At 55.0% G+C, this 21,954-nt stretch carries 24 protein-coding genes; 18 read left to right on the top strand and 6 right to left on the bottom strand.

Features of this window, described 5'->3' with window-relative positions:
- Window positions 1-3: 3 nt before the first annotated feature.
- The 7 genes from spoVAC to ytfJ all read left to right on the top strand — a co-directional run bounded on the left by spoVAC (window position 4) and on the right by ytfJ (window position 5,094).
- A complete protein-coding gene (spoVAC, locus tag AAFJ72_RS15235) occupies window positions 4-477 on the top strand; it encodes a stage V sporulation protein AC (protein WP_122906682.1) in 474 nt (157 codons plus the stop codon).
- A gap of 3 nt (window positions 478-480) precedes the next feature.
- Window positions 481-1,497, top strand: a complete 1,017-nt coding sequence (spoVAD, locus tag AAFJ72_RS15230) for a stage V sporulation protein AD (protein WP_432774566.1) — start codon at window positions 481-483, stop codon at window positions 1,495-1,497.
- 4 nt (window positions 1,498-1,501) lie between these two features.
- On the top strand, window positions 1,502-1,852 hold the full coding sequence (gene spoVAE / locus AAFJ72_RS15225) for a stage V sporulation protein AE (protein ID WP_432774565.1): 351 nt from the start codon (window positions 1,502-1,504) through the stop codon (window positions 1,850-1,852).
- A 102-nt stretch (window positions 1,853-1,954) separates the two neighbouring features.
- Complete coding sequence (gene sleB / locus AAFJ72_RS15220) at window positions 1,955-2,602, top strand: spore cortex-lytic enzyme (RefSeq protein ID WP_432774564.1); 648 nt, start codon at window positions 1,955-1,957, stop codon at window positions 2,600-2,602.
- 217 nt (window positions 2,603-2,819) lie between these two features.
- Window positions 2,820-3,788, top strand: coding sequence for an S-layer homology domain-containing protein (locus AAFJ72_RS15215; RefSeq protein WP_432774563.1), 969 nt, complete (start codon window positions 2,820-2,822; stop codon window positions 3,786-3,788).
- A 66-nt stretch (window positions 3,789-3,854) separates the two neighbouring features.
- On the top strand, window positions 3,855-4,520 hold the full coding sequence (locus AAFJ72_RS15210; protein ID WP_432774562.1) for a DUF2953 domain-containing protein: 666 nt from the start codon (window positions 3,855-3,857) through the stop codon (window positions 4,518-4,520).
- Between the two features lie 115 nt (window positions 4,521-4,635).
- The gene (gene ytfJ / locus AAFJ72_RS15205) at window positions 4,636-5,094 is read left to right on the top strand and encodes a GerW family sporulation protein (protein ID WP_122906688.1); all 459 of its coding nucleotides are present in this window, start codon (window positions 4,636-4,638) and stop codon (window positions 5,092-5,094) included.
- 68 nt (window positions 5,095-5,162) lie between these two features.
- Here ytfJ and AAFJ72_RS15200 read toward each other — a convergent pair whose 3' ends face one another.
- Together AAFJ72_RS15200 and pyc are read right to left on the bottom strand one after the other, a co-directional pair.
- The gene (locus AAFJ72_RS15200) at window positions 5,163-6,404 is read right to left on the bottom strand and encodes a flagellar filament capping protein FliD (protein ID WP_432777202.1); all 1,242 of its coding nucleotides are present in this window, start codon (window positions 6,402-6,404) and stop codon (window positions 5,163-5,165) included.
- Between the two features lie 77 nt (window positions 6,405-6,481).
- Window positions 6,482-9,928 carry a pyruvate carboxylase gene (gene pyc, locus AAFJ72_RS15195; protein ID WP_432774561.1) on the bottom strand — a complete coding sequence of 1,149 codons (3,447 nt, stop codon included), beginning with the start codon at window positions 9,926-9,928 and terminating at the stop codon, window positions 6,482-6,484.
- A 128-nt stretch (window positions 9,929-10,056) separates the two neighbouring features.
- Here pyc and AAFJ72_RS15190 point away from each other — a divergent pair, with 128 nt between their 5' ends.
- The 9 genes from AAFJ72_RS15190 (at window position 10,057) to AAFJ72_RS15150 (ending at window position 17,344) form a co-directional block, all read left to right on the top strand.
- Window positions 10,057-10,500: a gamma-glutamylcyclotransferase family protein gene (locus AAFJ72_RS15190; RefSeq protein WP_432774560.1), complete on the top strand. Its 444-nt coding sequence runs from the start codon at window positions 10,057-10,059 to the stop codon at window positions 10,498-10,500.
- Window positions 10,501-10,548: 48 nt separating this feature from the next.
- Window positions 10,549-11,082, top strand: coding sequence for a hypothetical protein (locus AAFJ72_RS15185; RefSeq protein ID WP_432774559.1), 534 nt, complete (start codon window positions 10,549-10,551; stop codon window positions 11,080-11,082).
- Window positions 11,083-11,170: 88 nt separating this feature from the next.
- Entirely contained in the window at window positions 11,171-11,692 is a 522-nt protein-coding gene (gene tpx, locus AAFJ72_RS15180) for a thiol peroxidase (RefSeq protein WP_432774558.1), read from the top strand.
- A gap of 209 nt (window positions 11,693-11,901) precedes the next feature.
- Complete coding sequence (locus tag AAFJ72_RS15175; protein WP_432774557.1) at window positions 11,902-12,534, top strand: TetR/AcrR family transcriptional regulator; 633 nt, start codon at window positions 11,902-11,904, stop codon at window positions 12,532-12,534.
- Window positions 12,535-12,536: 2 nt separating this feature from the next.
- Window positions 12,537-13,235 carry an MBL fold metallo-hydrolase gene (locus tag AAFJ72_RS15170; protein WP_432774556.1) on the top strand — a complete coding sequence of 233 codons (699 nt, stop codon included), beginning with the start codon at window positions 12,537-12,539 and terminating at the stop codon, window positions 13,233-13,235.
- Window positions 13,236-13,387: 152 nt separating this feature from the next.
- A complete protein-coding gene (locus AAFJ72_RS15165; RefSeq protein WP_432774555.1) occupies window positions 13,388-14,314 on the top strand; it encodes an RluA family pseudouridine synthase in 927 nt (308 codons plus the stop codon).
- Window positions 14,315-14,582: 268 nt separating this feature from the next.
- Entirely contained in the window at window positions 14,583-15,512 is a 930-nt protein-coding gene (locus tag AAFJ72_RS15160; RefSeq protein ID WP_432774554.1) for a fumarylacetoacetate hydrolase family protein, read from the top strand.
- A 24-nt stretch (window positions 15,513-15,536) separates the two neighbouring features.
- Window positions 15,537-16,694, top strand: a complete 1,158-nt coding sequence (locus AAFJ72_RS15155) for a homogentisate 1,2-dioxygenase (protein ID WP_122906698.1) — start codon at window positions 15,537-15,539, stop codon at window positions 16,692-16,694.
- Window positions 16,695-16,711: 17 nt separating this feature from the next.
- A complete protein-coding gene (locus AAFJ72_RS15150; protein ID WP_432774553.1) occupies window positions 16,712-17,344 on the top strand; it encodes a flavin reductase family protein in 633 nt (210 codons plus the stop codon).
- Window positions 17,345-17,414: 70 nt separating this feature from the next.
- Here the strand turns inward: AAFJ72_RS15150 and AAFJ72_RS15145 are convergent, their stop codons facing one another.
- Entirely contained in the window at window positions 17,415-17,657 is a 243-nt protein-coding gene (locus AAFJ72_RS15145; RefSeq protein WP_432774552.1) for a hypothetical protein, read from the bottom strand.
- A gap of 174 nt (window positions 17,658-17,831) precedes the next feature.
- On the opposite strand from AAFJ72_RS15145, the gene AAFJ72_RS15140 reads away from it, so the two are divergent.
- A complete protein-coding gene (locus AAFJ72_RS15140; RefSeq protein WP_432774551.1) occupies window positions 17,832-18,182 on the top strand; it encodes a PspC domain-containing protein in 351 nt (116 codons plus the stop codon).
- Between the two features lie 144 nt (window positions 18,183-18,326).
- Window positions 18,327-18,503, top strand: a complete 177-nt coding sequence (locus tag AAFJ72_RS15135; protein ID WP_432774550.1) for a hypothetical protein — start codon at window positions 18,327-18,329, stop codon at window positions 18,501-18,503.
- Between the two features lie 151 nt (window positions 18,504-18,654).
- On the opposite strand, the gene AAFJ72_RS15130 is transcribed toward AAFJ72_RS15135, so the two are convergent.
- The 3 genes from AAFJ72_RS15130 to AAFJ72_RS15120 all read right to left on the bottom strand — a co-directional run bounded on the left by AAFJ72_RS15130 (window position 18,655) and on the right by AAFJ72_RS15120 (window position 21,899).
- Window positions 18,655-19,290, bottom strand: coding sequence for a TetR/AcrR family transcriptional regulator (locus tag AAFJ72_RS15130; protein WP_432774549.1), 636 nt, complete (start codon window positions 19,288-19,290; stop codon window positions 18,655-18,657).
- The gene (locus tag AAFJ72_RS15125) at window positions 19,291-20,301 is read right to left on the bottom strand and encodes an LLM class flavin-dependent oxidoreductase (protein WP_432774548.1); all 1,011 of its coding nucleotides are present in this window, start codon (window positions 20,299-20,301) and stop codon (window positions 19,291-19,293) included. It lies immediately after the preceding gene.
- 113 nt (window positions 20,302-20,414) lie between these two features.
- Window positions 20,415-21,899, bottom strand: coding sequence for an IS1182 family transposase (locus AAFJ72_RS15120; RefSeq protein WP_432774196.1), 1,485 nt, complete (start codon window positions 21,897-21,899; stop codon window positions 20,415-20,417).
- Window positions 21,900-21,954: the final 55 nt, after the last annotated feature.

The raw sequence follows: 21,954 nt of genomic DNA, 5'->3' as shown, positions 1-21,954 counted from the left end.
AAAGTGGCGGATCAAAAAAAGAAGAAGCTGACCCCCGTGCAGCAGGAGTATCAGCAGTTGGCGCAGCGTCATGAGCCGAAGCGTCCGCTCGTGCGCAACTTCACCCGCGCCTTTTTCGTGGGGGGCTTTATCTGCCTGATTGGCCAGGGGATTACAGAGCTGTTTATCCGATACTTTGACTTTACGGAGAAAACGGCCGGAAATCCCACGGTTGCTGTCCTGATTCTGCTCTCGGCGCTGCTCACCGGACTGGGCGTTTACGACCGGATTGCACAATGGGCAGGGGCGGGGACGAGTGTTCCGGTGACGGGGTTTGCCAACTCGATTACCTCAGCCGCCATCGAGCATAGAAGCGAAGGGCTGGTGCTTGGGGTCGGCGGCAATATGTTCAAGCTCGCAGGCTCTGTCATTGTGTTTGGGGTTGTTGCCGCTTTCATCATCGGTCTGTTAAAAACGTTGTTTACGATGGGAGGGTGACGCATGCGCCAGGGCCATCAGTCGTGGGTGTTTCCCTCGAAACCGGTTATTCTCGGCCACGCAGCCATCGGCGGGCCGTTCGAGGCGCAGGGACCGCTGGCAGAGGATTTCGATACGCTGCACGGAGATTTGATGATCGGGCAGGATAGCTGGGAAAAGGCGGAAAAAGTGCTGCTGGAGGAAGCGTGCTCGAAAGCCATCGAAAAAGCGGGGCTGAGGAAGGAGCAGGTCAACTTTTTTCTCGCAGGCGATTTGATGAACCAGATTATTTCCGCCAGCTTTTCCGCACGTACGCTGGCGATTCCATTTCTCGGCATTTTCGGGGCGTGTTCAACTGCCATGGAAGGTCTGGCACTGGCAGCGCAACTCGTGGACAGCCAGGCGGCGGACTATGTGCTTGCAGCGACCTCGAGCCATAACGGAGCGGCGGAAAAGCAGTATCGCTATCCGACGGAGTACGGCTCCCAGAAGCCGCCGACCGCCCAGTGGACGGTTACGGGAGCAGGAGCAGCAGTCGTCGGCAACAAAGGGAAAGGCTTGCGCATAACAGGCGCCACGATTGGCCGGGTTGTCGACATGGGGATGACCGATCCGTTCAACATGGGGGCGGCGATGGCTCCGGCTGCACTGTCGACGATTGAAACGCATTTTCGCGACTTCCAGCTTCCGCACGATCATTATGACCTTGTGGTGACAGGAGATTTGGGCAAAGTGGGCCATGCCATTTTGTCTGAATTGCTGCCCAAACATAACGTGATGGTTCCGCTGCAGCGCTATATTGACTGCGGAAAGCTCATCTACGGAGACAACCCGAATGTCTGGTCTGGGGGAAGCGGCTGCGGCTGTGTTGCGACGGTTACATATGGCCACCTGCTGCGGAGGATGAGCAGGGGCGACTGGAAGCGGATGCTGGTGGTGGCGACAGGCGCGCTGCTATCGCCGATTTCTTATCAGCAGGGAGAGAGTATCCCCTGCATTGCGCACGCCGTGGCTATCGAGTCCGAGCAATCTGGAGAGTGATCGCATGACGTTTTTATGGGCGTTTCTCGTAGGGGGAATCATTTGTGTGGTCGGTCAGTTTCTCATGGATGTCGTCAAGCTGACCCCGGCGCATACGATGTCAGCACTGGTGGTCGCCGGGGCGGTGCTGGACGGCCTTGGGCTGTATGAGCCGCTCGTCCGGTTTGCCGGGGCAGGCGCTACCGTTCCCATTACCAGCTTCGGCAATGCCCTCGTCCACGGCGCGATGGCGGAGGCAAAGCAGCACGGGCTGATCGGCATTGTAACCGGCATTTTTGAGGTGACGAGCGCGGGCATATCGGCGGCGATCGTCTTCGGCTTTTTCATGGCCCTGATCTTCCGGCCAAAAGGCTAAAAGAGGAAAAAAGCGCGTCATTTGTTGCCTGTGCTGCCAAAATGCTTGAATTGAACCTGCTTTCGCCAGCTAGTAGAATGATGGCGTAAGGAGGGGATGTTCATGTCATGGATGAAAAAAACATTGACTACCCTGCTCGCGGCGATGCTTGCCGTCGCATTTGTCTGTCCTGCTGAATCGTTTGCTGCGCCTGTCTTGAAGCGGGGCAGCGAGAGCGGGGATGTATGGGATTTGCAGTATCGTCTGCAACTGTTGGGGTACTATAAGGACCGACTGGATGGCAGCTACGGAGCGAACACTGTCCAGGCAGTCAAAACGTTTCAAAAGGCATACGGACTGCCAGTCGATGGTGTCGCTGGTACAAATACATGGCGGGCGTTAAAAAAAGTATCGGTCAATCGAGACGAGCTGCAACTGCTCGCCCGGTTGGTCTATTCGGAAGCGCGGGGAGAAAGCTTTACAGGTCAGGTGGCCGTTGCGGCGGTAGCTCTGAACCGCCTGAAGTCCAAAGACTTTCCGAACACGCTCAAGGGCGTTATTTTCGAGCCGTACGCGTTTACGGCGGTCATGGATGGACAGTACTGGTTGAGCCCCAACAAGACGGCCTACCGGGCCGCATGGGAAGCAGCAAGAGGCTGGGACCCAACCAATGGTGCGCTTTATTACTTCAATCCATCCATCGCCACTTCCAAATGGATCTGGTCTCGTCCGCAAGTGGGGAAGATCGGCAAGCACATTTTCGCAAAATAACGCAGCACGGAGCAAAAGGCTCTTGATTTTGGCGCACCTCGTGCCGAGCAAGGGCCTTTTTTCATGAAGGCAGACAGCCCGACGTGCGGCACTGCCCGGTCAAAAGCGCTATTTTGCTTTACAAGCGGCCAGTTGGGAACAATTGTCCATTGAGCTTCCGAAATGTTTCGATAAAATGAAACGAAAGGATGGCAAATCGCTTTTTTGGAGGATGATGATGAGGAAACAACTGATCCTGGCCTCACTGGCAGCCTTGCTGGTCATTGGCACGCCAGTCGCAGAGGCAAAGACAAGCGAGACGAATGCGACACCTTATACTGACATAGCCGATCATTGGGCCAGAAAAGAAATTGAAACACTATACATAGCAGGGGCGGTTGGCGACGCCGAGTCGTTCCGCCCGAATGAGCCGATCACCCGCGGCGAGCTGGTGACGATGTTTGTGAAAGCAAAGGGGATTGCGCCGGGAACGTCAAGTGAGTCGCCGTTTGCCGACATACCTGCGGGCAGCTGGATGGCTCCTTTTGCAGAAACCGCCTATCGGCTCGGAATTGTCCACGGGAAGAAGCAAGGAAGCCAATTGCTTTTGCAGGTAGATGAGCCTGTCACCAGAGAAGAACTTGTGTCCATTTTGATTCGCACAAAGGGCGATAGCGGTGCCGTCAATCAGTTGAAATGGTCGACGACGATCCAGACGCTCGCCAAGTATCCCGATGGGCAAAAAGTGGACAAGAGCTGCCAGCGTGCTTTCGTTTACGCGCTGGAAAAAGGCTTGGTCAGTCCGTATGCAGACGGCACATTGAAGCCGAAAAGCGCGATGACGAGAGCGGAAGCAGCCACGTATGCGGCGCTGCATCTCGTCAACAGCAAGGCGGCGAAAAGCGCGCAGCTTTTTAACGGAACCGCTTACAGGCAAGCGCTGACCGTTCAGACGACCGCGTACAGCAATCCGAACCAGCCGATTCTCTCGTACCTGGAGTATCCGCTGCGCGAGGGTGTCGTCGCTGTCGATCCGTCCGTCATTCCGCTGGGAAGCCATCTGTATATCGACGGCTACGGCTACGCGGTGGCGGCGGACATCGGCGGGGCAGTCAAGCAGCGCCATGTCGACTTGTATTTGTCGACCTTGCAGGAAGCCCGCAGCTACGGCATGAAGCAAGGCGTCAAAGTATACGTGCTGGATTAACGCGAAGTTGCGAACATATTTCCTGCTCTTTCCACTCATACTAACGGTGGAAAGGGTGGGATTTTTTTGTGGGGCTGGGTATTTGCCGGATTGCTTGCTCTCTTGGTACTGCTTGCCATCACGCCAGTTAGAATCACTTTCTACTACAGTCGGAAAGAGGAAAACGACCATCTGGAAATCGAGATTACGGTATGGCATGGCCTTTTTACACGAAAATACGAGATCCCGATGCTTTTTTTCAAAGTGTCCCCTGCCGGCCCGGAGCTGGTCGCGAAGGTGGACACGATCCAGCAAGGAAGCAAAATTCAGGAGAAGGTCAAAGATTTTACCCGCAAACAAGTGAAAAAGTGGTATCAAAACTACCGGGAGCTGGTCGAGCGGGTACGGGATTTGCTGCCGCTCATCAAAAACTTGTGCAAGCAGATTCGCTGTACAAAGCTGGAGTGGCATACGCTTTTGGGCACTGGGCAGGCCGCCGAGACCGGGGCATTGACCGGAATGATCTGGGGCGTCAAAAGCGTGATTGTCAGCGTCTTGTCTCAATCCATCTCGCTGCGGGCGATGCCTGTCATGAGTGTCCAGCCGGTCTGGAACGCTGCGGTCATCCGGACGACTTTTCGCTGCCAGTTTCATTTTTACTTGGGGAATATTCTTTTTTCTTTATTGAAAATTGCTCTGCGGATCAGAAGAGATAGCCAGCGAAAATGGCAAACGACTCCTTCGCAGGCGTAAAAGCAGGCGGCAACCAGAGCGATTCTGCTTCGTTTAAGCATGACACCGTACATGCTCTGATTTCGTTGGGGGAATGTTAACAGATGAGACATACAGGAAGGAGGAGCAGATTACGATGGCAGAGCACCCCATTCAAGGCTTGATGCGAACAGCCATGGAAAACATCAAGCAAATGGTCGATGTAAATACGATTATCGGCGATCCGGTCGAGACACCTGACGGCAGCGTGATTCTTCCGATCTCCAAGGTAGGATTTGGCTTTGCGGCAGGGGGGAGCGAGTTTCAGTACGACCAGCATCCCAATGGACTCACAGGCCATCCTTTTGGCGGCGGTAGCGGGGGCGGTGTCTCGATTACGCCAGTTGCCTTTTTAGTGGTCGGAAAACAAGGAATTCGCTCGATACCGCTTGAAAATTCCACGCATCTGTATGATCGGATTCTCGATTCGGTCCCGCAGTTTGTGGACAAGATGCAGGCGCTGTTTAAAAAGCAGGAGGAAACACATGCCCATGCCCATCCGGCAAGGATGAGAGCAGACGAGCATGACCTGGAAGAGTTGATGGACCGGAGATAACGAAAAAAACAGGTATGCGGCCAAAACCTGGGCATACCTGTTTTTTATTGGGAGTGGCTTGCAAGCCTTTACCACAGTTGGTTGAAAAACAAGCCAGTCCGCGCGGCAAAATGGAGCTGCATGACGGAAGCTGTGGCCTGGCCGTACGGATTGGACGAGGCAGCCGCTTGATACGGGCGGGAGAACGAGGCAAACGGTTTATTTTGCACTCGAACGATTTCCTCGCGAAAAGAGCGGGACAAGTCGGCCATCGCTGTGGCAAAGCCGGAAAAGTTGGCGGCAACCGCCTCATGCCAGGTCGACTCATCCAGGGCGAGCTGCCCATTTTGCTGAACGTGGAAACCGTAGCGGCCAAGCGTTCCCTCGGCTGTTTGCGCCACTCGTGTGAACGCATCCAGCTTTTGTGTCGCGAGCATAGGAGGCTGCTCCGCCAAAAAAGCATGCAGGCGGTTGTAGCCGTTCAGCAGCGTGCGGGTGTGTCGCAGCAGCTGCTCCATGTCTGGCATGATTTCGATGGCAATATCGCTCGTGCCCGCCTGGTGCAAGGAAAGCTGCACCGCACCGTCCGCGAGCGCTATCTGATTGGACGGGCTTGTATGCTGTTTACCATCCCACAAAAAGATGGCGTCTTTTGCCCTGTTCGCAATCCGATCCAGCCCAAGCGAACGGATGGCGTTTCCCGCCACATCGCGCAGTTCAAACGATTGGGCGGCTCCGGTTCGGCGGGACGAGACCGTCAAGGCGACGGACTGGTCTTGCGCCGTGATCCGGGCGTCTACGAGAGAATTGCTCCGCAGCGCTTCCGCAATGGAACGGAGACTGTCCGCGCGGGTGTGGGTGGCTTTTGCATAATAGGTAAACCGTTCTTCTTGTTCGCCCATGCGCAGAACAAACTGCTGCAAGCCTTCCGCAACGACGGCAGGAGCGTCGCCCGGCAACGCCTTGCTCGTATGGGACTGTCCGCTTGCCAGCGAGACGATGCGCAAACGGTGCGCGCCATTCGCTGCCCGAAAATCTGCCTGGACCGCTGCCGCCTCGGGGGCGGAGGAGGCGACAACTCGCTGGTTGATCGCGCTGTTTGGCCGCGACGGATCAAACTCGCGCGCAGCTTTATCCAGGTCAGCAAAAAAGCGGTACAGGCGGGACAAGGAATCGGAGAGATCAGTCATCCACTGTCGCTGTCGTGTGTAGTAGGGCTGCAGACTATAGCCAAAAATCGGCTCGACAGGTGTGCTGAGCTTCGCCTGAACCATCTGGAAATGGTAGCGGCCGACTCGGTGACTATACGGAATATGGTTGAACCGATCCACTTTCAAGCCGATCACCCCCCACGAACAATTCGATACGATGGAATTTATCGTCTGTTACTTCCCATTATAGATGAAGTCTACTCCATTTCAATCAGCAGATCGCCAGTTTCAATCGCTTCGCCCGCCTTGACGTAAACCTCTTTGATTTTTCCGTCCTGCGGCGCTTGAATCGTCGTCTCCATCTTCATCGCTTCGCTGACGAGCAGGTGCTCGCCTTTGCGCACCTTGTCGCCTTTGGATACAAGTACCTTCAGCACTTTTCCTGGCATCGAGGCACCCAGGTGAGCGGAATTTTGCGGATCAGCCTTGCGCCGGACTGTCTCCGAGACTTTGGCCGACTGGTCGCGGACGAAAACTTCCCGCGGCTGCCCGTTCAGCTCGAAGTAGATGATGCGGCGACCGTCCGGATGCAGCTCGCCGACGGCAACCAGCTTGATAATCAGCGTTTTCCCGCGCTCGATGGTAATGGCTGTCTCTTCGCCTGGACGCAGCCCGTAGAAGAACGTAGGAGTGTTCAGGACGGACAGATCGCCGTATTCTTTCAGGCGCTGGTCAAATTGCAGGTACACCTGCGGATACATAATGTACGAAAGCACATCCAGCTCGCTCGGCTTGCGTCCGATTTTTTCCTCCAGTTCAGCAGCGACTTTCGCAAAATCAATCGGCGCCAAGAGTTCGCCAGGACGAGCCGTAAAGGCATCGCGGCCTTTCAGGACGAGCTCTTGCAGTCTTTTCGGGAAGCCGCCTGGCGGTTGACCGAGGTAGCCTTGGAAAAACTGGATGACGGAGTCCGGGAAGTCCAGCCGTTCGCCTTTTTCCCAGATGTTTTCTTCGTTCAGGTTGTTTTGCACCATGAACAGGGCGAGGTCGCCAACGACCTTGGAGGAAGGAGTGACCTTCACGATGTCGCCGCACATTTGGTTGACGACAGCGTACATGTGTTTCACTTCGTCCCAGCGGCCTTCCAGACCGACTGCTTTGGCCTGCTGCTCCAGGTTGGTGTACTGGCCGCCTGGCATCTCGTGGATGTACACCTCTGTGTTGCTCGACTTCATGCCGCTTTCGAAGCCCTGGTAGTACGGGCGCACGTCCTCCCAGTAGTCGGACAGCTTGTTGAACGACTCCAACGACAGGCCCGTATCGCGCTCGGTGTGGGCGAGGCTCGCGATCAAGCCGTTCAGGCTCGGCTGCGAGGTCAGGCCGGACATGGAGCTGACGCACGCGTCGACGATGTCGACTCCCGCTTCGACGGCTTTCAGCAGCATCGCCGCGCCGTTGCCGGACGTATCGTGCGTGTGCAGGTGGATCGGAATGCCGATTTCCTGCTTCAAGGCCGTGATGAGCTTGTAGGCAGCGTAAGGCTTGAGCAAGCCCGCCATGTCCTTGATGGCGAGGATGTGCGCCCCGGCTTTTTCCAGCTCTTTTGCCAGATTGACGTAGTAGGACAAAGTATATTTCGTTTTGGTCGGGTCCAAAATGTCGCCCGTGTAGCAAATGGCAGCTTCGGCTATCTTGCCTGTTTCGCGCACTGCGTCAATGGCTGTCTGCATGCCCGGCAGCCAGTTCAGGCTGTCGAAGATTCGGAAGACGTCGATGCCGTTTTCCGCAGAAGCTTTGACAAACGCCTGGATGACGTTGTCCGGGTAGTTCGTGTAGCCGACTGCGTTTGCCCCGCGCAAAAGCATCTGGAACAGGACGTTCGGGATGCGCTCGCGCAAAATTTGCAGGCGCTCCCACGGCGATTCCTGCAAGAAGCGCATGGACGTGTCAAACGTCGCGCCGCCCCACATTTCCAGGGAGAAAAGTCCCGCGCCGAGCTTGCCTGTCGCTTCGGCAATCGAGGCGAGGTCGTAGGTGCGCACGCGTGTGGCAAACAAGGACTGGTGGGCATCGCGGAATGTCGTGTCGGTCACGAGCACCTGCTTTTGCTCCTGAATCCAGCGAACGAGGCCATCTGCGCCTTGCTTGTCCAAAATTTGCTTCGTGCCGTCCGGGTACGGCTGGGCAAACGGCGTGCGCGGAATGCGCGGAGTGTCAAAGTGCGGCTTTTTGTCCGGCTTGGCCATGCCCGGATAGCCGTTGACAATCGTGTTGCCGATGTACGATAGTAGTTTCGAACCCCTGTCCTGACGACCAGGGAATACGAACAGCTCCGGCTTTGTATCAATGAAGGAGGTGTCGTAGTTCCCGCTGAGGAAATCAGGATGCGTTACGACGTTCTCCAGGAAAGGCAGGTTGGTTTTCACCCCGCGGATGCGGAATTCGCGCAGCGTACGCAGCATTTTGCGCGCGGCCTGGTCAAAGCTGGTTCCGTACGTGGAGATTTTGACCAGAAGCGAATCGTAAAACGGCGTGATGATCGCACCCGGATAGCCGTTTCCGCCGTCGAGACGGACGCCGAAGCCGCCGCCGGAACGCCAGGCTGACAGACGGCCCGCATCGGGCAGGAAGTTGTTTTCCGGGTCTTCGGTCGTTACACGGCACTGGATCGCATAGCCGCTCATTTGAATCTGGGACTGCGAGACGATCCCGATTTCCGGATCGGAGAGGGCGTGTCCTTCTGCGACGCGGATTTGCGACTGCACGATGTCGATACCGGTAATCAGCTCGGTAATCGTATGCTCCACCTGGATGCGCGGATTGACTTCAATGAAGTAAAAGCGCTTGTCCGGCGTGAGCAAAAACTCGACGGTACCCGCATTGGAGTAGCCGGCTTTTTTCATGAGGGTGAGTGCGGCCTGGCAAATTTCTTCGCGCAGGTCGTCGTCCAGAGAAAGGCTTGGTGCCACTTCCACGACTTTTTGGTGGCGTCTTTGGACAGAGCAGTCGCGCTCGTACAAATGCACGATGTTGCCGTGGTTGTCGCCCAGTATTTGCACTTCGATATGTTTCGGCTGTTCCAGATAGCGCTCCAAATACACTTTGGCGTTGCCAAACGATGAACGCGCTTCGGAGCGGGCGCGATCCAGCGACTCCTGCAGCTCTTCCTGGCTGCGCACAATGCGCATGCCGCGTCCGCCGCCGCCGGAAACCCCTTTGATGATGATGGGATAGCCGTACTCTTTGGCAAACAGGAGAGCCTCCTGCAAGGATTCGATCGGCTCCGGCGTCCCTGGAATGACCGGAATTTGCGCTTCGATGGCAAGCTTTCGCGCTTCTACTTTGTCCCCGAATTTTTCAATCAGTTCAGGAGATGGCCCGATGAAAATGATGCCTTCCTCCTGGCAGCGCTTGGCGAAATCGGCATTTTCGGCAAGAAAGCCGTATCCTGGGTGGATCGCATCAATATCGTTGCGCTTGGCGATTTCAATGATGCTGTCAATATCCAGATAAGCTTCAATCGGGCCTTTTCCGGCACCGACAAGGTAGGACTCGTCCGCTTTGAAACGATGAATCGAGACGTTGTCTTGCTCGGAGTAAATCGCGACAGTGCGAATGCCGAGCTCAGTAGCAGCGCGGAAGATGCGGATCGCGATCTCGCCGCGGTTAGCTACCAGTAACCGATTGATCTTTCTCTTTGCCAAATTTCTCTCCCCCTCTGTCTCGTAACGAGACATCATAAAAGATATATCTAGCATAAATATACAAAATTTTCGTTACACAAGACACCCTTATTTTCTTCCCACCATCTGAATGACTGGAGTGAGTCCAATTGCTTAAGCAGTTGCCCGTTTTTGTCTACGGCACATTGTTAAGAGGCTTTCACAACCATGCGATTTGCGTCAGACCATTTGCCCATACAGAAGCCAAGGCGTCGGTCAAAGGCGAACTTTATCATTTGCCAGAAGGCTATCCCGGCTTGCTGACAGGAGCAGGGGAAACGAACGGGGCAGTAGTGACAGGCGCGGTCCTTGACTTTGCTCCCGAAGTGTACGAAAAGGCACTCGCCGTCCTCGACGAGTTGGAGGCGTATTACGGAGAGGGCGACCCGCGCAACGAGTACGAGCGGATTGTGGTGGATGCCTGCTTGGCAGAAACAGGACAGGAGGTGCCTGTATACGTCTATCGCTATCTGGATGATGATTACGCAAGACGTGTCGGAACGAAGGTAGAGCACGGCGACTGGCGGCGGTTCATGGAAGAGGTGGCTGAATAGCAGCGGCGCGTTTTGCCAAAACTGGTAGGGTAAAGGAGGGACCCTGCCATGGAATTGTTGAATCCGACCCCTGCGCAAATCTGGCGCTTGCTGATTCCGCAAAGCTTCTGGATGTTTTCCGGGGAAGTTCCCGAAGACGAACTGATCTACCATTATCGCGACCATATTTACTTTGTGAACAAGGATGGCTCGGTCCTGGCGCTGCCCAAGCCCGCCTGCTTTGAGACACTGGATATGGAGACGCTCCTGGAGTATTTGGCTACGTCTGACGACACGATTGATTTTGACGATGAAGGCCAGTTTGACTACGGCTTCGTGCTCAAGCAGATGGGCTACATCGTCCCTGTCAGAAAGAAGCGGGAGAAGGCTGTCTATCAGATCGAAATTGTCAACACGGCTCTGCCAAAAGCGCGCGGAACCCGCTACGAGATGAAGCATGTCGACTTCGTCTTCGCCCTCTATCACGCGCTGATGCGCTGTCACGAGCTGAACGCGAAAACCGACTGGGAGTACGAGCACGAAGTGAAGCGGATCGCCAAGGTCGATACCAAAGCGTCAGGCAAAGTGCAAGTGAATCTGTAATTTCTACTATTGGCATAGTGAAAAAAAGTGAATGATAGGGTATGATTAATGAGGTACATATGAAAGATTTGGTGAGGAGGAAGAAATCATGACAACTGCTGTTGAGCGTCAAGGCGCATTCGTTTTCAAAGGGGGTCCTGTAACCCTGCTCGGTCCGGAAATCAAAGTGGGCGATACAGCTCCTAACTTCACTGTAGTAGGCGGCGACCTGTCTCCTGTAACTCTCGACGATTCCAAAGGAACCGTTCGCATCATCTCCGTCATCCCATCCATCGACACTGGCGTTTGCGATGCGCAAACCCGCCGCTTCAACGAAGAGGCTGCCGGACTGGAAGGCGTAACCGTGCTGACTGTATCCGTCGACCTGCCATTCGCGCAAAACCGCTGGTGCGGCGCTGCCGGAATCGACAAAGTGAAAACCGTATCCGACCACAAAGACCTGTCCTTCGGTACGGCTTACGGCGTAGCGATCAAGGAATACCGTCTCTTGTCCCGCGCTGTTTTCGTTGTCGATGCTAACGACAAAGTTGTTTATGCAGAATACGTGCCTGCTGCTGGTGAGCATCCAAACTACGAAGCTGCAATCGCTGCTGCGAAAGCTGCGAAGTAAGTTTTTTCACCATAAGCTGTGTGTCAGCAAGACCCTCTGTTCGTTCGAAAAAGACGAACAGGGGGTTTTTGTTTGTCCTGGTTTGGCACGATTTTCTTCGTTTGGACGTCTGGAAAAAAGGCTTGACGATTTTAGTAACCATCGGTTATATTATTACCATCGGTTACTAACCACTGGTTATTTGGTGGATATCAGGAGTGAATCATGGCATGGCAACGAGACAGGAAATACGCTCAGAGGAAACGAAGCGTGCGATTCTTGCTGCTGCGACAGAGCTTTTTGCAAAGCGGGGATTTGACGCCGTCTCCATCCGTGAGATCGCCAAGGCCGCTGGCTGTTCCCATACGACACTCTACATATACTTCAAAGACAAGGAAGCGCTTCTGCACCAGCTCTCCAAAGGTCCGCTGCAAAGTCTGGCCGAGCAGATAGAGCGCACATTGGCAGACGAAGCGTTGTCGCCCAGGGCGAAGCTGCGCGAAATCAGCCGGCAGTTCATCCGCTTTTGCCTTGGCAACCGCAACATGTATACGCTGTTTTTTATGGTGAAAGCCTCCCGGATCGACGTCGAGGAACCGGAAAAAGAGCTGCAAGCGCTGCGCACGCATCTGTTTGGGCTGCTGCGGCGGGCGGTACTGCTCGCTTTGCCGGAAGAGGTGGCAGAAGAGGAAGCGCTTGCGTTTGCGCGGATTTATTTTTATACGCTGCACGGCATCGTCGGGACCTACACGCATTCAGAGGAACCGCTGGACAGCTTGCTGGAGAGACTTTCCCCTACGTTTGAGCTGGCTGTAGACGTGATCCTCGCAGGCAGTGAGCAAATGATGACAAGGAGTGTATGAAGATGAAGGCGGAGAAAATCTCGGAACACATCTGGTGTATCAAGGCGTGGCTGCTGATGCCCGTGCGCGTCTGGGCGGTGCTGGAAGAGGATGGCGTGACGCTGGTCGATGCCGGGATGCCGTTCATGGCCAAAGGCATTGCGGCTTTCCTGAAAAAAGAGGGCGCAGGGCCGTTGAAGCGCATCCTGCTGACACACGGGCATTCCGATCACGTCGGGGCCGTTCGCAAGCTTGTCGAGACCATGCAGGTTCCGGTGTATGCGCATCGGATCGAAATACCGTACATGGAAGGACGCGAGCTGTATCCGCGCCGCAAAAAACGGGAGATCAACGTCCAGCCCGGACTGGCGCAGCCGCTGCCGGAGACAGCAGACGGAGGGCTTTCGGCAATCGCCGGGCTGCAGCCGTATTGGACGCCAGGCCATTCACCGGGGCACGTCGTCTACTATCACGAGCAGGATCGCGTGCTTTTGGCGGGTGACTTGTTTACGTCGAAGCGAGGCAGGCTGCACCGCCCCATGCCGATGTTCACCGCTGACATGACAGAGGCGGTGAAAAGCAGTCAGATTGTGCGACAGCTAAAGCCGCTGCGGCTGGAAGTATGCCATGGCGACGCCGTGCACAATCCCGCCGAACAGCTCGACGGGTATTTGGCAGAAATGTCCCGCTCCCTTTCCATTCCGGTGAGCACGTTGCAGTAGGGGACAAAGTTTTTTCCATTTATCATTTATATGATGCAATGCGCATGCTTACGTGCAAAGGGAACGCTTCTGGAAGGAGGTTGTCCTCGCGGCGGGTCTTTTTGCTATACTGGACAGCAGGGAATGCAGGGAAGACCTAAAGGAGAGACAACATGCAGGAAGAATTGATACGCTTTACAGCGGACGAGGCAGATGCGGGCCAGACAGTGCGGGATGTCCTGCAAAAGCGTTACGGTGTCTCGCGCCGTTTGCTGATCCGGGCCAAATTCCACGGAACGATTACGCGCAACGGCAGGCTCGTGTTTGTCAACGAAAAGCTGCAAGCCGGGGACGAACTGGCTGTCATGGTCGACATAGAGGAGGAAGAGACAGTAGCTCCCGAAGAGATGCCGCTTTGTATTCGCTACGAGGACGACGATTTGATGGTGATCGCAAAGCCGGCCGGGCTGGTCGTGCATCCGACAGGCAACCACCCGGCCGGGACGCTTGCCAACGGAGTGATCGCCTATTGGAAAAAGCGCGGCGAAGCCAGAAGATTTCGCGCCGTCAACCGCTTGGACAAAGATACCTCCGGCTTGATGATTGTCGCGAAAAACCAGTGGGCGCACGAGCAGTTCAGCCGCATGCAGCAGGAGCGGACACTGCACCGCTTTTACCAGGCGATTGCCGAGGGGACGGTTGCTTTGGATGAAGGGACCGTCGACGCGCCGATCGGGCTTGCGGAAAATTCCTTTATCACCCGCAAGATTCGGCCGGATGGACAAAATGCTGTCACGCACTATCGCGTGCTGGCTCGCGGTGTCGGCATGACGTTTTTGGAGTTGAAGCTGGAGACCGGGCGCACCCATCAGATTCGGGTGCACATGCAGAGCATCGGCCATTCGCTGGCAGGCGATGATCTGTACGGAGGCGGGCGTGAGCATATCGGCAGACAGGCGCTGCATGCGGCGCGGCTGTCTTTTGTCCACCCGCGCAGCAAGGAGACGATGACATTTGCAGAGCCGCTGCCAGACGATATGCAGGCGCTTTTGCAAAAGTTTTTTCCCGCGCTGCCTGAAAGCCAGAACGAAACGATGTAGCCGAAAAAATTCGGCAATTTCCTCTGGAAAGCTGAAAGCGTTTTCGGTATGATAAAAGAAACAGGAAATACGCTGGTTGTCTGCGGGGAAAAATCCCGCAAGATTTTTTTCAGTAGCAGACAGACCCAGCTTGCGCCTGACGCATGTTTCGGCATAGTTGACAAGTTTTAGGGGGACTCCCTCTTGTTTGTCATGCACCGGATGAGCGAACGGGGTGAGCTGGGTTTTTTGTTTTTTCATCCAGATGAAATGAAAAGGAGTGGAGCGCATGAAAGTAGTCTCCTATCGGCCAGACGAACAAACCAAGTGGCGGGCAGGGCTGCTTTTTGACGAAACCGTCAGGGACATCGCAAAGGCACTTCCCGGCGCGCCGAGCACGGTGCAGGAGCTCTTGGAGCAGTGGGATGAGTGGCGGGAGCGGCTGACGTCGATTGCCGACAGCACCCATGCCCTGAAAGCAGATGTGGCTTTGCAAAAAGTGCGCCTTGGCTCGCCGTTGCCGCATCCCGCCAGCTTTCGCGATTTTTACGCCTTCGAGGCGCACGTGAAGACAGCGCGGGCACGCCGCGGTCTTAAGATGATTCCCGAATGGTACGAGTTTCCCGTCTTTTACTTTTCCAACACGGCGGCCTTCCACGGGCCGGAAGCGAGCATTCGGCGGCCAAAGGCGACACAGTGGCTGGACTACGAGCTGGAAGTGGCTTGTGTCATCGGCAAGGCGGGGACCGATATTCCTGTGGAGCGGGCGCACGAGCACATTGCCGGCTACTGCATTCTCAACGACTGGAGCGCGCGCGACATCCAGCGCGAAGAGGTCAAGGTCGGGCTGGGGCCAGCCAAAGGCAAGGACTTCGCTACGTCGATGGGGCCGTGGCTGGTGACGCCGGACGAACTGGAAGATGTACGTGTGCCGGGAGAAAAAGGCGACCGCTACGATCTGACGATGGTGGCGCGGGTGAACGGCGTGGAGTATTCCCGCGGCAATTTTCGGGATATTCACTATACGTTTGCGGAAATGATCGCGCGTGCCTCGCAGGACTGCACGCTGTACCCCGGTGATGTCATCGGCTCGGGCACGGTCGGCACCGGCTGCATTTTGGAGCTCGGGCCGGAACAGTACGGCTGGCTTGCGCCGGGCGATGTAGTCGAACTGGAAGTTGAACGCCTGGGTGTGCTCGTCAATACGATCAGCGAATAACGTGGAAAAAAAGGGGGAAGCAGAATGGCTTTTTATCACCGCATGGGAGAAGTGCCGCAAAAGCGACACACGACTTTTTACAAGCCGAACGGCGAACTGTACCGGGAGCAGGTCATGGGTACGAAAGGCTTTTCCGGGATTCAGTCGATTCTCTATCACCACAATCCGCCGACACAGGTGCGCGAGACGCGCAAATACGCGGACGTCCGTCTGGAATTTGTGGAGCAGGCGGAGTTGAAGCATCAGCATTTCAAGACGTTTGACCTGCCGCCAGGAGGCGACCCGATCTTCGGCCGCCGCTATTTGCTCGGGAACAGCGACGTGGTCATGGGCGTCTGCTCGCCGACGGAGCCGATGGACTATTTTTACCGCAATGCGGACGGGGATGAGGTTGTGTTTGTCCACGAGGGCGAGGGCGAGCTACAGACGATTTTTGGCACGATTGCGTACAGACCCGGCGATTATCTCGTCATCCCGATTGGCACGACGTACCGGATCGTGCCTGCGGTACAGAGCCGCTTTTTGGTGATCGAGTCGCAAAACGAAATCGTCCCGCCGAAGCGTTACCGCAACGAGCACGGACAATTATTGGAACATTCGCCGTTTTGCGAACGGGATATTCGCGTGCCGGAGAAGCTGGTGACGCACGTGGAAAGCGGCAATTTCGAAGTGCGCGTCAAACGGCAGTCTGTCGTCTACAGCTACTTTTTTGACTTCCATCCGTTTGATGTCGTGGGCTGGGACGGCTACCTGTATCCGTATGCGTTGAGCATTCACGATTTTGAGCCGATTACGGGCCGGATTCACCAGCCACCGCCAGTCCACCAGACGTTTGCCGGACAAAACTTCGTCATCTGCTCGTTCGTCCCGCGCCTGTACGACTACCATCCGCAGGCGATCCCTGCACCTTACTACCACAGTAATGTCGAGAGCGACGAAGTGTTATACTACGTCGATGGCAATTTTATGAGCCGAAAAGGCATCTACGAAGGCTCGATCACCCTGCACCCGATGGGGATCCCCCACGGGCCGCACCCTGGCAAGATCGAAGCCAGCATCGGCCAAAAAGAAACGAAGGAGCTGGCAGTGATGCTCGATACGTTCCAGCCGCTTTACGTCACGAAAGAGGCGTTGACGATAGAGGACGAAGCGTACATGTCGAGCTGGCTGCCGGCCAAGTGAGAAAAGGCGGGATAGGGATGGAAATCGCGATTCGCGAACTGGAGCGACAGGATAAATACAAGCTGTTGATCGGCTGCATCATTCCGCGGCCGATTGCATGGGTAACTTCACACGATGACAAGGGAGTTGTCAATGCCGCTCCCTTCAGCTACTTCAATGTGGCGAGCATCGAGCCGATGATGGTCTCTGTCGCCGTCATGCGCAAGCCGGGCAGCGTCAGAAAAGATACGGCGCGAAACATTTTGCAGACAGGCGAGTTTGTCGTCAACATGGTCGACGTCCACAATGTCGATGCCGTCAACCAGACCTCGGCTGACTATCCGCCGGACGTAAGCGAGGTAGAGGCGCTCGGGCTGGAGGTTGGCCCGTCTGCGGCGGTCAAGGTTCCAAGGCTGCTTGCGTCGCGCATTCATTTTGAATGCAGGCTGCATCAGATTGTGGAGTTGGGTACTCCCACTACCTCTGACCTCATCATCGGCGAGGTCGTGCACGTGCATGTCGCCGACGAGCTGTATCACGGGGGCAGGATTGACCCGCATGCCTTCGCGCCTGTGAGCAGGCTGGCGGGGCATTCGTATGCGACACTGGGCGACTTGTTTGACCGTCCGCGTCCTGTCTACGACCCGTCCGCCGAATCCAAATCGCAATAGGGAAGGTAGACAGGAAAAAGCCGTTCCGGTGTGCGACTGGAACGGCTTTTTCCGTGTTTTCTTACGTCCGCTAGTTCAAGCCGGGATAGCGGGAGACGGCGTCTGGCCTGATCGGGCGGTTGTAGTCGGAGGAGGTTCCGGCATTGGCAGGCGTGCCGTAAGGGGTAGCGTTCGGCTCTAGCCCGAGTGGATGGACCACGCTTTGCTGGTAATACAGCTCGCGGTCGCTTTGAATGTAGGAGCGGTCGGGACTGTCGGCCAAGGAGCACCCGCTTGTGGACAGGACCAGCAGCAGGAGCAAAAGGATCGGCATAGCAAATCACCTCGTATGTAGCGTGACTTTTCTGTCCTGAATTCATACGGGCGAAGCGCATCTCCGTCCAGGGACGGAGGACAAATCCCTCTGTGGGCCATTTTGCCGCCGGGCACGCAAGGGTATCCTTAAAGCATAGAAGGCAAGCGGACACTGTAGGGAGGAAGGATTGTCATGATGGAAAGACGCTTATATCGCTCTTCGCAAGATAAACGGTTGTTTGGAGTTTGCGGCGGGATTGCCCAGTTTTTGCGTGTGGATTCGACACTTGTGCGTGTGGGAGTCGTCATTTTGACGGTTTGTACAGGCATCCCGATTTTGCTTTACATTCTTTTGGCCATGATTATGCCAAAAGAACCGCATTGGGCTTACGCGGGTGACGGATACGGACTGTACGATGCGCCCGTGGGAGGGAATGGGCGGATGAACGACCTCGATTCGGAAATCGAGCGCCTGGAAAAGCGGGCGCTGGTGCAGGAAGTATATCGCCTGCGTGAAGAACTGGCTAAATACAAAGGCTTGTAAAGGGGAGAGGCTTCCTGCCGCGTGCGGGGGCCTCTTTTCTTGGCTTCCAAGCCAACGGGAAAATCAACCAAACGAAATCGTCAACTTCTCTATTTTTCCGCATAACATGTAAGGTGGGAGAATGTACATAGGGAGGGAGAAGCAGTGTATCTCGGCGTGTTCGATTTGAATCAGCGTCTGGAGCAAACCCGTAAAATGCTGCGGGAAAAGAAACACCTGAAAAAGCTGATTGAAGAAGACATCCAGGAGCTTGAGAAAGATGTCCAGGCATTGGAAGCCATGATAAACAAAAACAAGTACGCAACCAGCGGCCAGCGATAACCATCGCTGACAACGACAGAAAGTCACCAAACAGCAAAAGTGGCGACTGCGCAAAAGGCAGACGGCCACTTTTTTGCATTGTCCGCCGCCATGCCCAGAGCAGAGGATGCTGTCATTGGCAACGGCGGCAGCACGGTGTTTTGGCGTTTCGTTATTGCGAATCTGCGCCCGCGTCAGCACCGACAGCGGCAGCGAGCAGCTTTTCGACGATACTGGGAAGCAACTGGATCGCGGCGTTGTCGGTCCCATACGTCTGGCTGTCCGCATGCGTGCCCTTCATCAGCAGGATCAGCGTGTAGGCCAGCTCGCGCGGATTGTCTGCGCCCAAGGCGACCGTGCGCTCCAAAAAGGCGTCGAAAATCCGTTTCTGATGCGCACAGACCAGCTCGCGTACAGGATGGGCGGGATCGGGAAACTCTACGGCAACGTTGATGAAGCAGCAGCCGCGAAACTCCTGGGAGGATGCGCGGTCAGCGAGATCGGCAAAAAATTGGACGAGCTGCTCCCGCGGTCGATCAGGGTGTCTCGCCATGCTTTCCTCCCACTCTTGCCAGAAAGCGGCCTGCTTCTTTTTCAAGTAAGCGATGACCAGGTTTGTTTTCGAGGAAAACTGGCGGTAGACGCTCATCTTGTTGATCCCGGCCCGCTCCACGATGGCATCGACACTGACGGCGTGGATGCCTTCCTGGTAAAAAAGCTCATCGGCTGCTTGCAAAATTTTTTCCTGTGCCTGTCCGCGAGGGACCCTGGTTCGTTTCTTGGACGTCATCGGAGAGTCAGTCCCCATCTACGACTTCCACACGTCGGCGACGATCTCGAAGGAGCGCACGCGGTCCTCATGGCGGTACATTTGTGTCGTAATCATCAATTCATCCGCCTGGGTCGCCTCCAGCAGTTCCTGCAGCTTTTGCTTGACCGTGTGCGGATTGCCGATGATGGAGGAACGAAGCTGGGCGAGCACGGACATTTTTTCAAACTCGCTCCACAGCTCATCCATGTTGTCTACCGGCGGCTGGATCGGCTTCAGATCGCCGCGGATGAGGTTGAGGAACGCCTGGTAGTGCGAGGTAGCCAGCCGCTCGGCAAGCTCATCCGTATCGGCCGCCATGACGTTGATACCCAGCATGGCATACGGCTCGGACAGCACGTCGGATGGACGGAAAGACTGGCGATACGTTTGCAGCGCAGGCAAGGTGTAGTTGGGCGAAAAGTGTCCGGCAAACGCGAACGGCAGTCCGAGCATCCCCGCGAGACGCGCCGAAAAATCGCTGGAGCCGAGCAGCCAGATCGGTATGTTCAGGCCTTCGCCGGGAACAGCCCGCAGCGCGCCGGGATTGTCGCTGGTGCGCGGACGCAAATACTCGCGCAGTTCCTCCAATAGCTCGGGAAAATCGTCGCCGCCGATCCGCAGGTCGCGCCGCAGTGCCCGGGCGGTGCGCTGGTCCGCGCCGGGAGCTCGTCCCAAGCCAAGGTCAATTCGTCCCGGATAGAGCGACTCCAGCGTGCCGAACTGCTCGGCGATAATCAGCGGAGCGTGGTTAGGCAGCATGATCCCGCCGGAGCCGACGCGTATTGTTGAGGTGCCGCCCGCAATGTAGCCGATCAGCACGGCTGTGGCCGAGCTTGCGACACTGGGCATGGCGTGGTGCTCGGCGAGCCAGTAGCGGTGAAAGCCCCACTTTTCCACCTTTTGCGCCAGGTCCAGGCTGTTTTGAAACGACTGGGCAGCCGTACTGCCTTCTACAATGGGAGCGAGATCCAGCACAGACAGCGGAATATCGCGTAATGTTTTTGTCATGAAAAGAAACCTCCTCTGAGGAGAGCACTGCAAAAGTGCTCTCTCGGTTTTTAATAATGGGTTCATGTCAATAATTGATGCCGACGGCATCAAAAAGAATGCAGCCTTACTTCTTACGAAGCTGGCTGCATTTGCTTTATTAGCTTTACCATTCGCTTTACGTTTACAACGAATGCCGTTAAGTATGCTTGTATCCGCATACCAAATAAACCACGGTATTTTGCCCTGGTCAATCCATGAAATCTTTTTAATTCAGCATTTTTGTGCTCAATGATCCGGCGACGCTTCGATCGCTCTTTGAAGGTGGTGCTTGCCTCAAACCTCATGTGCTCTTGATAGTGCTCCGCCACCATACGAATGGAATAAGTCTTTGCTTTGGCACCAGGCTTGTAGCATCCTTCGCGAAGTGGACATGTCTTGCACTTCTCCACATCAAAGTAAAAGACAAGAGAACGGCTGCGCCCGGATTTTTTCTTCCCTTGTACCGCTTTTCGTATACTGTGCTCTCCGGTTGGGCAAATGACAAAGTCGGCGTCTTTGTTGTATGTAAAGCCTTCCTGTTTCATTCCTCCGGAATGGACAATTGGGTTTAAGGGGACTATCGGTTGAATGTCTTTTGAGGCAAGGAGATTTAAATTGTCTTTTCCAGAGTAAGCAGTGTCTCCGATGACTTCCTCAATCTTCATACCTGTCTTTTCTGTTTGCTCTAATAGCTTTGGCAGTTGTTTGCCATCATCTTCACTTCCACCCGTAACTTCAATCGCAGTGATGATCTCTTCTTCTGTCATCGCTACATGCTCTTTGTAGCCAAAAAAGGAGAGGGTATTGCTTTTCCAGCCAAAACGCGCGTCTGGGTCAATCGCAGACATGATGCCTTTGTTTGCTAGTAACCGTTCATCTTCCACGATTTGCTTTGCGTGCTTGAGTTTTTCGGAGATGGCCCCTTCATGATCAGGAAGGAGATTTTCTACCGTTTCTCCCAGTTCAGCGAGGTAATGTAGCATCACTTTTGCCGCATCGACATCGCCTTGCATACACTTCGGAGGACGAGGAAGTTTCTTCTCCAGCTTTGGATGCTTTTTAAGTACGGCTCGTACGAGCCGTTTGGCGGCTTCCTGCAACACGTCCAAAGGCCGTTTCTTTTGAGTGGAAGCAACAGTATGTGTTGCATCGACAATGAGTGTTTTTGACTTAATCAAGCCTTCTTCTACGCACTGTTTTACAAGCACTTGTAAGATTTCGTTAATCTGGCTTGCACCTAAGCGATGATTCCGAAATCGGGATAATTGTGACGGATCGGGCAAAGTATCCTCAGGATTCAACCCCAAGAACCATTTATACGCGAGGTTTACTTGTGCTTCTTGAATCATTCGCTCATCGGATAAGCCATAAAGATACTGCAGAAATAAAAGACGAAACAGAAGTTCCGGTTCATTCGCTGGTCTTCCGTAATATTCACAATAAGATGGACGAACTAACTCGTAAATGAACGAAAAGTCCACAGCTTCGTTGATTTTTCGAAGAAGATGGTCTTCGGGAATTAAATTGTAAAGTTCTGAATGAAATGAGGCTTTCAATTGTCTGTCAGCAGATAGCATGGCAACATGTCCTTTGAACATTTTCTTAATATTGATTATAGCGAAAAACCAGCAC

The sequence above is a fragment of the Brevibacillus gelatini genome (assembly GCF_050920745.1).
Lineage (GTDB): Bacteria > Bacillota > Bacilli > Brevibacillales > Brevibacillaceae > Brevibacillus > Brevibacillus gelatini.
Note: the sequence above shows the minus strand (reverse complement) of the source record. Positions and strands in the feature narration are given on the sequence as shown.

Bases quoted from the DNA above. Each gene is read 5' to 3' on its own strand.
- spoVAD (WP_432774566.1), top strand. From the start codon at position 481: ATGCGCCAGGGCCATCAGTCGTGGGTGTTTCCCTCGAAACCGGTTATT.
- spoVAE (WP_432774565.1), top strand. From the start codon at position 1,502: ATGACGTTTTTATGGGCGTTTCTCGTAGGGGGAATCATTTGTGTGGTC.
- sleB (WP_432774564.1), top strand. From the start codon at position 1,955: ATGTCATGGATGAAAAAAACATTGACTACCCTGCTCGCGGCGATGCTT.
- AAFJ72_RS15215 (WP_432774563.1), top strand. From the start codon at position 2,820: ATGAGGAAACAACTGATCCTGGCCTCACTGGCAGCCTTGCTGGTCATT.
- ytfJ (WP_122906688.1), top strand. From the start codon at position 4,636: ATGGCAGAGCACCCCATTCAAGGCTTGATGCGAACAGCCATGGAAAAC.
- AAFJ72_RS15185 (WP_432774559.1), top strand. From the start codon at position 10,549: ATGGAATTGTTGAATCCGACCCCTGCGCAAATCTGGCGCTTGCTGATT.
- tpx (WP_432774558.1), top strand. From the start codon at position 11,171: ATGACAACTGCTGTTGAGCGTCAAGGCGCATTCGTTTTCAAAGGGGGT.
- AAFJ72_RS15175 (WP_432774557.1), top strand. From the start codon at position 11,902: ATGGCAACGAGACAGGAAATACGCTCAGAGGAAACGAAGCGTGCGATT.
- AAFJ72_RS15170 (WP_432774556.1), top strand. From the start codon at position 12,537: ATGAAGGCGGAGAAAATCTCGGAACACATCTGGTGTATCAAGGCGTGG.
- AAFJ72_RS15165 (WP_432774555.1), top strand. From the start codon at position 13,388: ATGCAGGAAGAATTGATACGCTTTACAGCGGACGAGGCAGATGCGGGC.
- AAFJ72_RS15160 (WP_432774554.1), top strand. From the start codon at position 14,583: ATGAAAGTAGTCTCCTATCGGCCAGACGAACAAACCAAGTGGCGGGCA.
- AAFJ72_RS15155 (WP_122906698.1), top strand. From the start codon at position 15,537: ATGGCTTTTTATCACCGCATGGGAGAAGTGCCGCAAAAGCGACACACG.
- AAFJ72_RS15150 (WP_432774553.1), top strand. From the start codon at position 16,712: ATGGAAATCGCGATTCGCGAACTGGAGCGACAGGATAAATACAAGCTG.
- AAFJ72_RS15145 (WP_432774552.1), bottom strand. From the start codon at position 17,657: ATGCCGATCCTTTTGCTCCTGCTGCTGGTCCTGTCCACAAGCGGGTGC.
- AAFJ72_RS15140 (WP_432774551.1), top strand. From the start codon at position 17,832: ATGATGGAAAGACGCTTATATCGCTCTTCGCAAGATAAACGGTTGTTT.
- AAFJ72_RS15130 (WP_432774549.1), bottom strand. From the start codon at position 19,290: ATGGGGACTGACTCTCCGATGACGTCCAAGAAACGAACCAGGGTCCCT.
- AAFJ72_RS15125 (WP_432774548.1), bottom strand. From the start codon at position 20,301: ATGACAAAAACATTACGCGATATTCCGCTGTCTGTGCTGGATCTCGCT.
- AAFJ72_RS15120 (WP_432774196.1), bottom strand. From the start codon at position 21,899: ATGCTATCTGCTGACAGACAATTGAAAGCCTCATTTCATTCAGAACTT.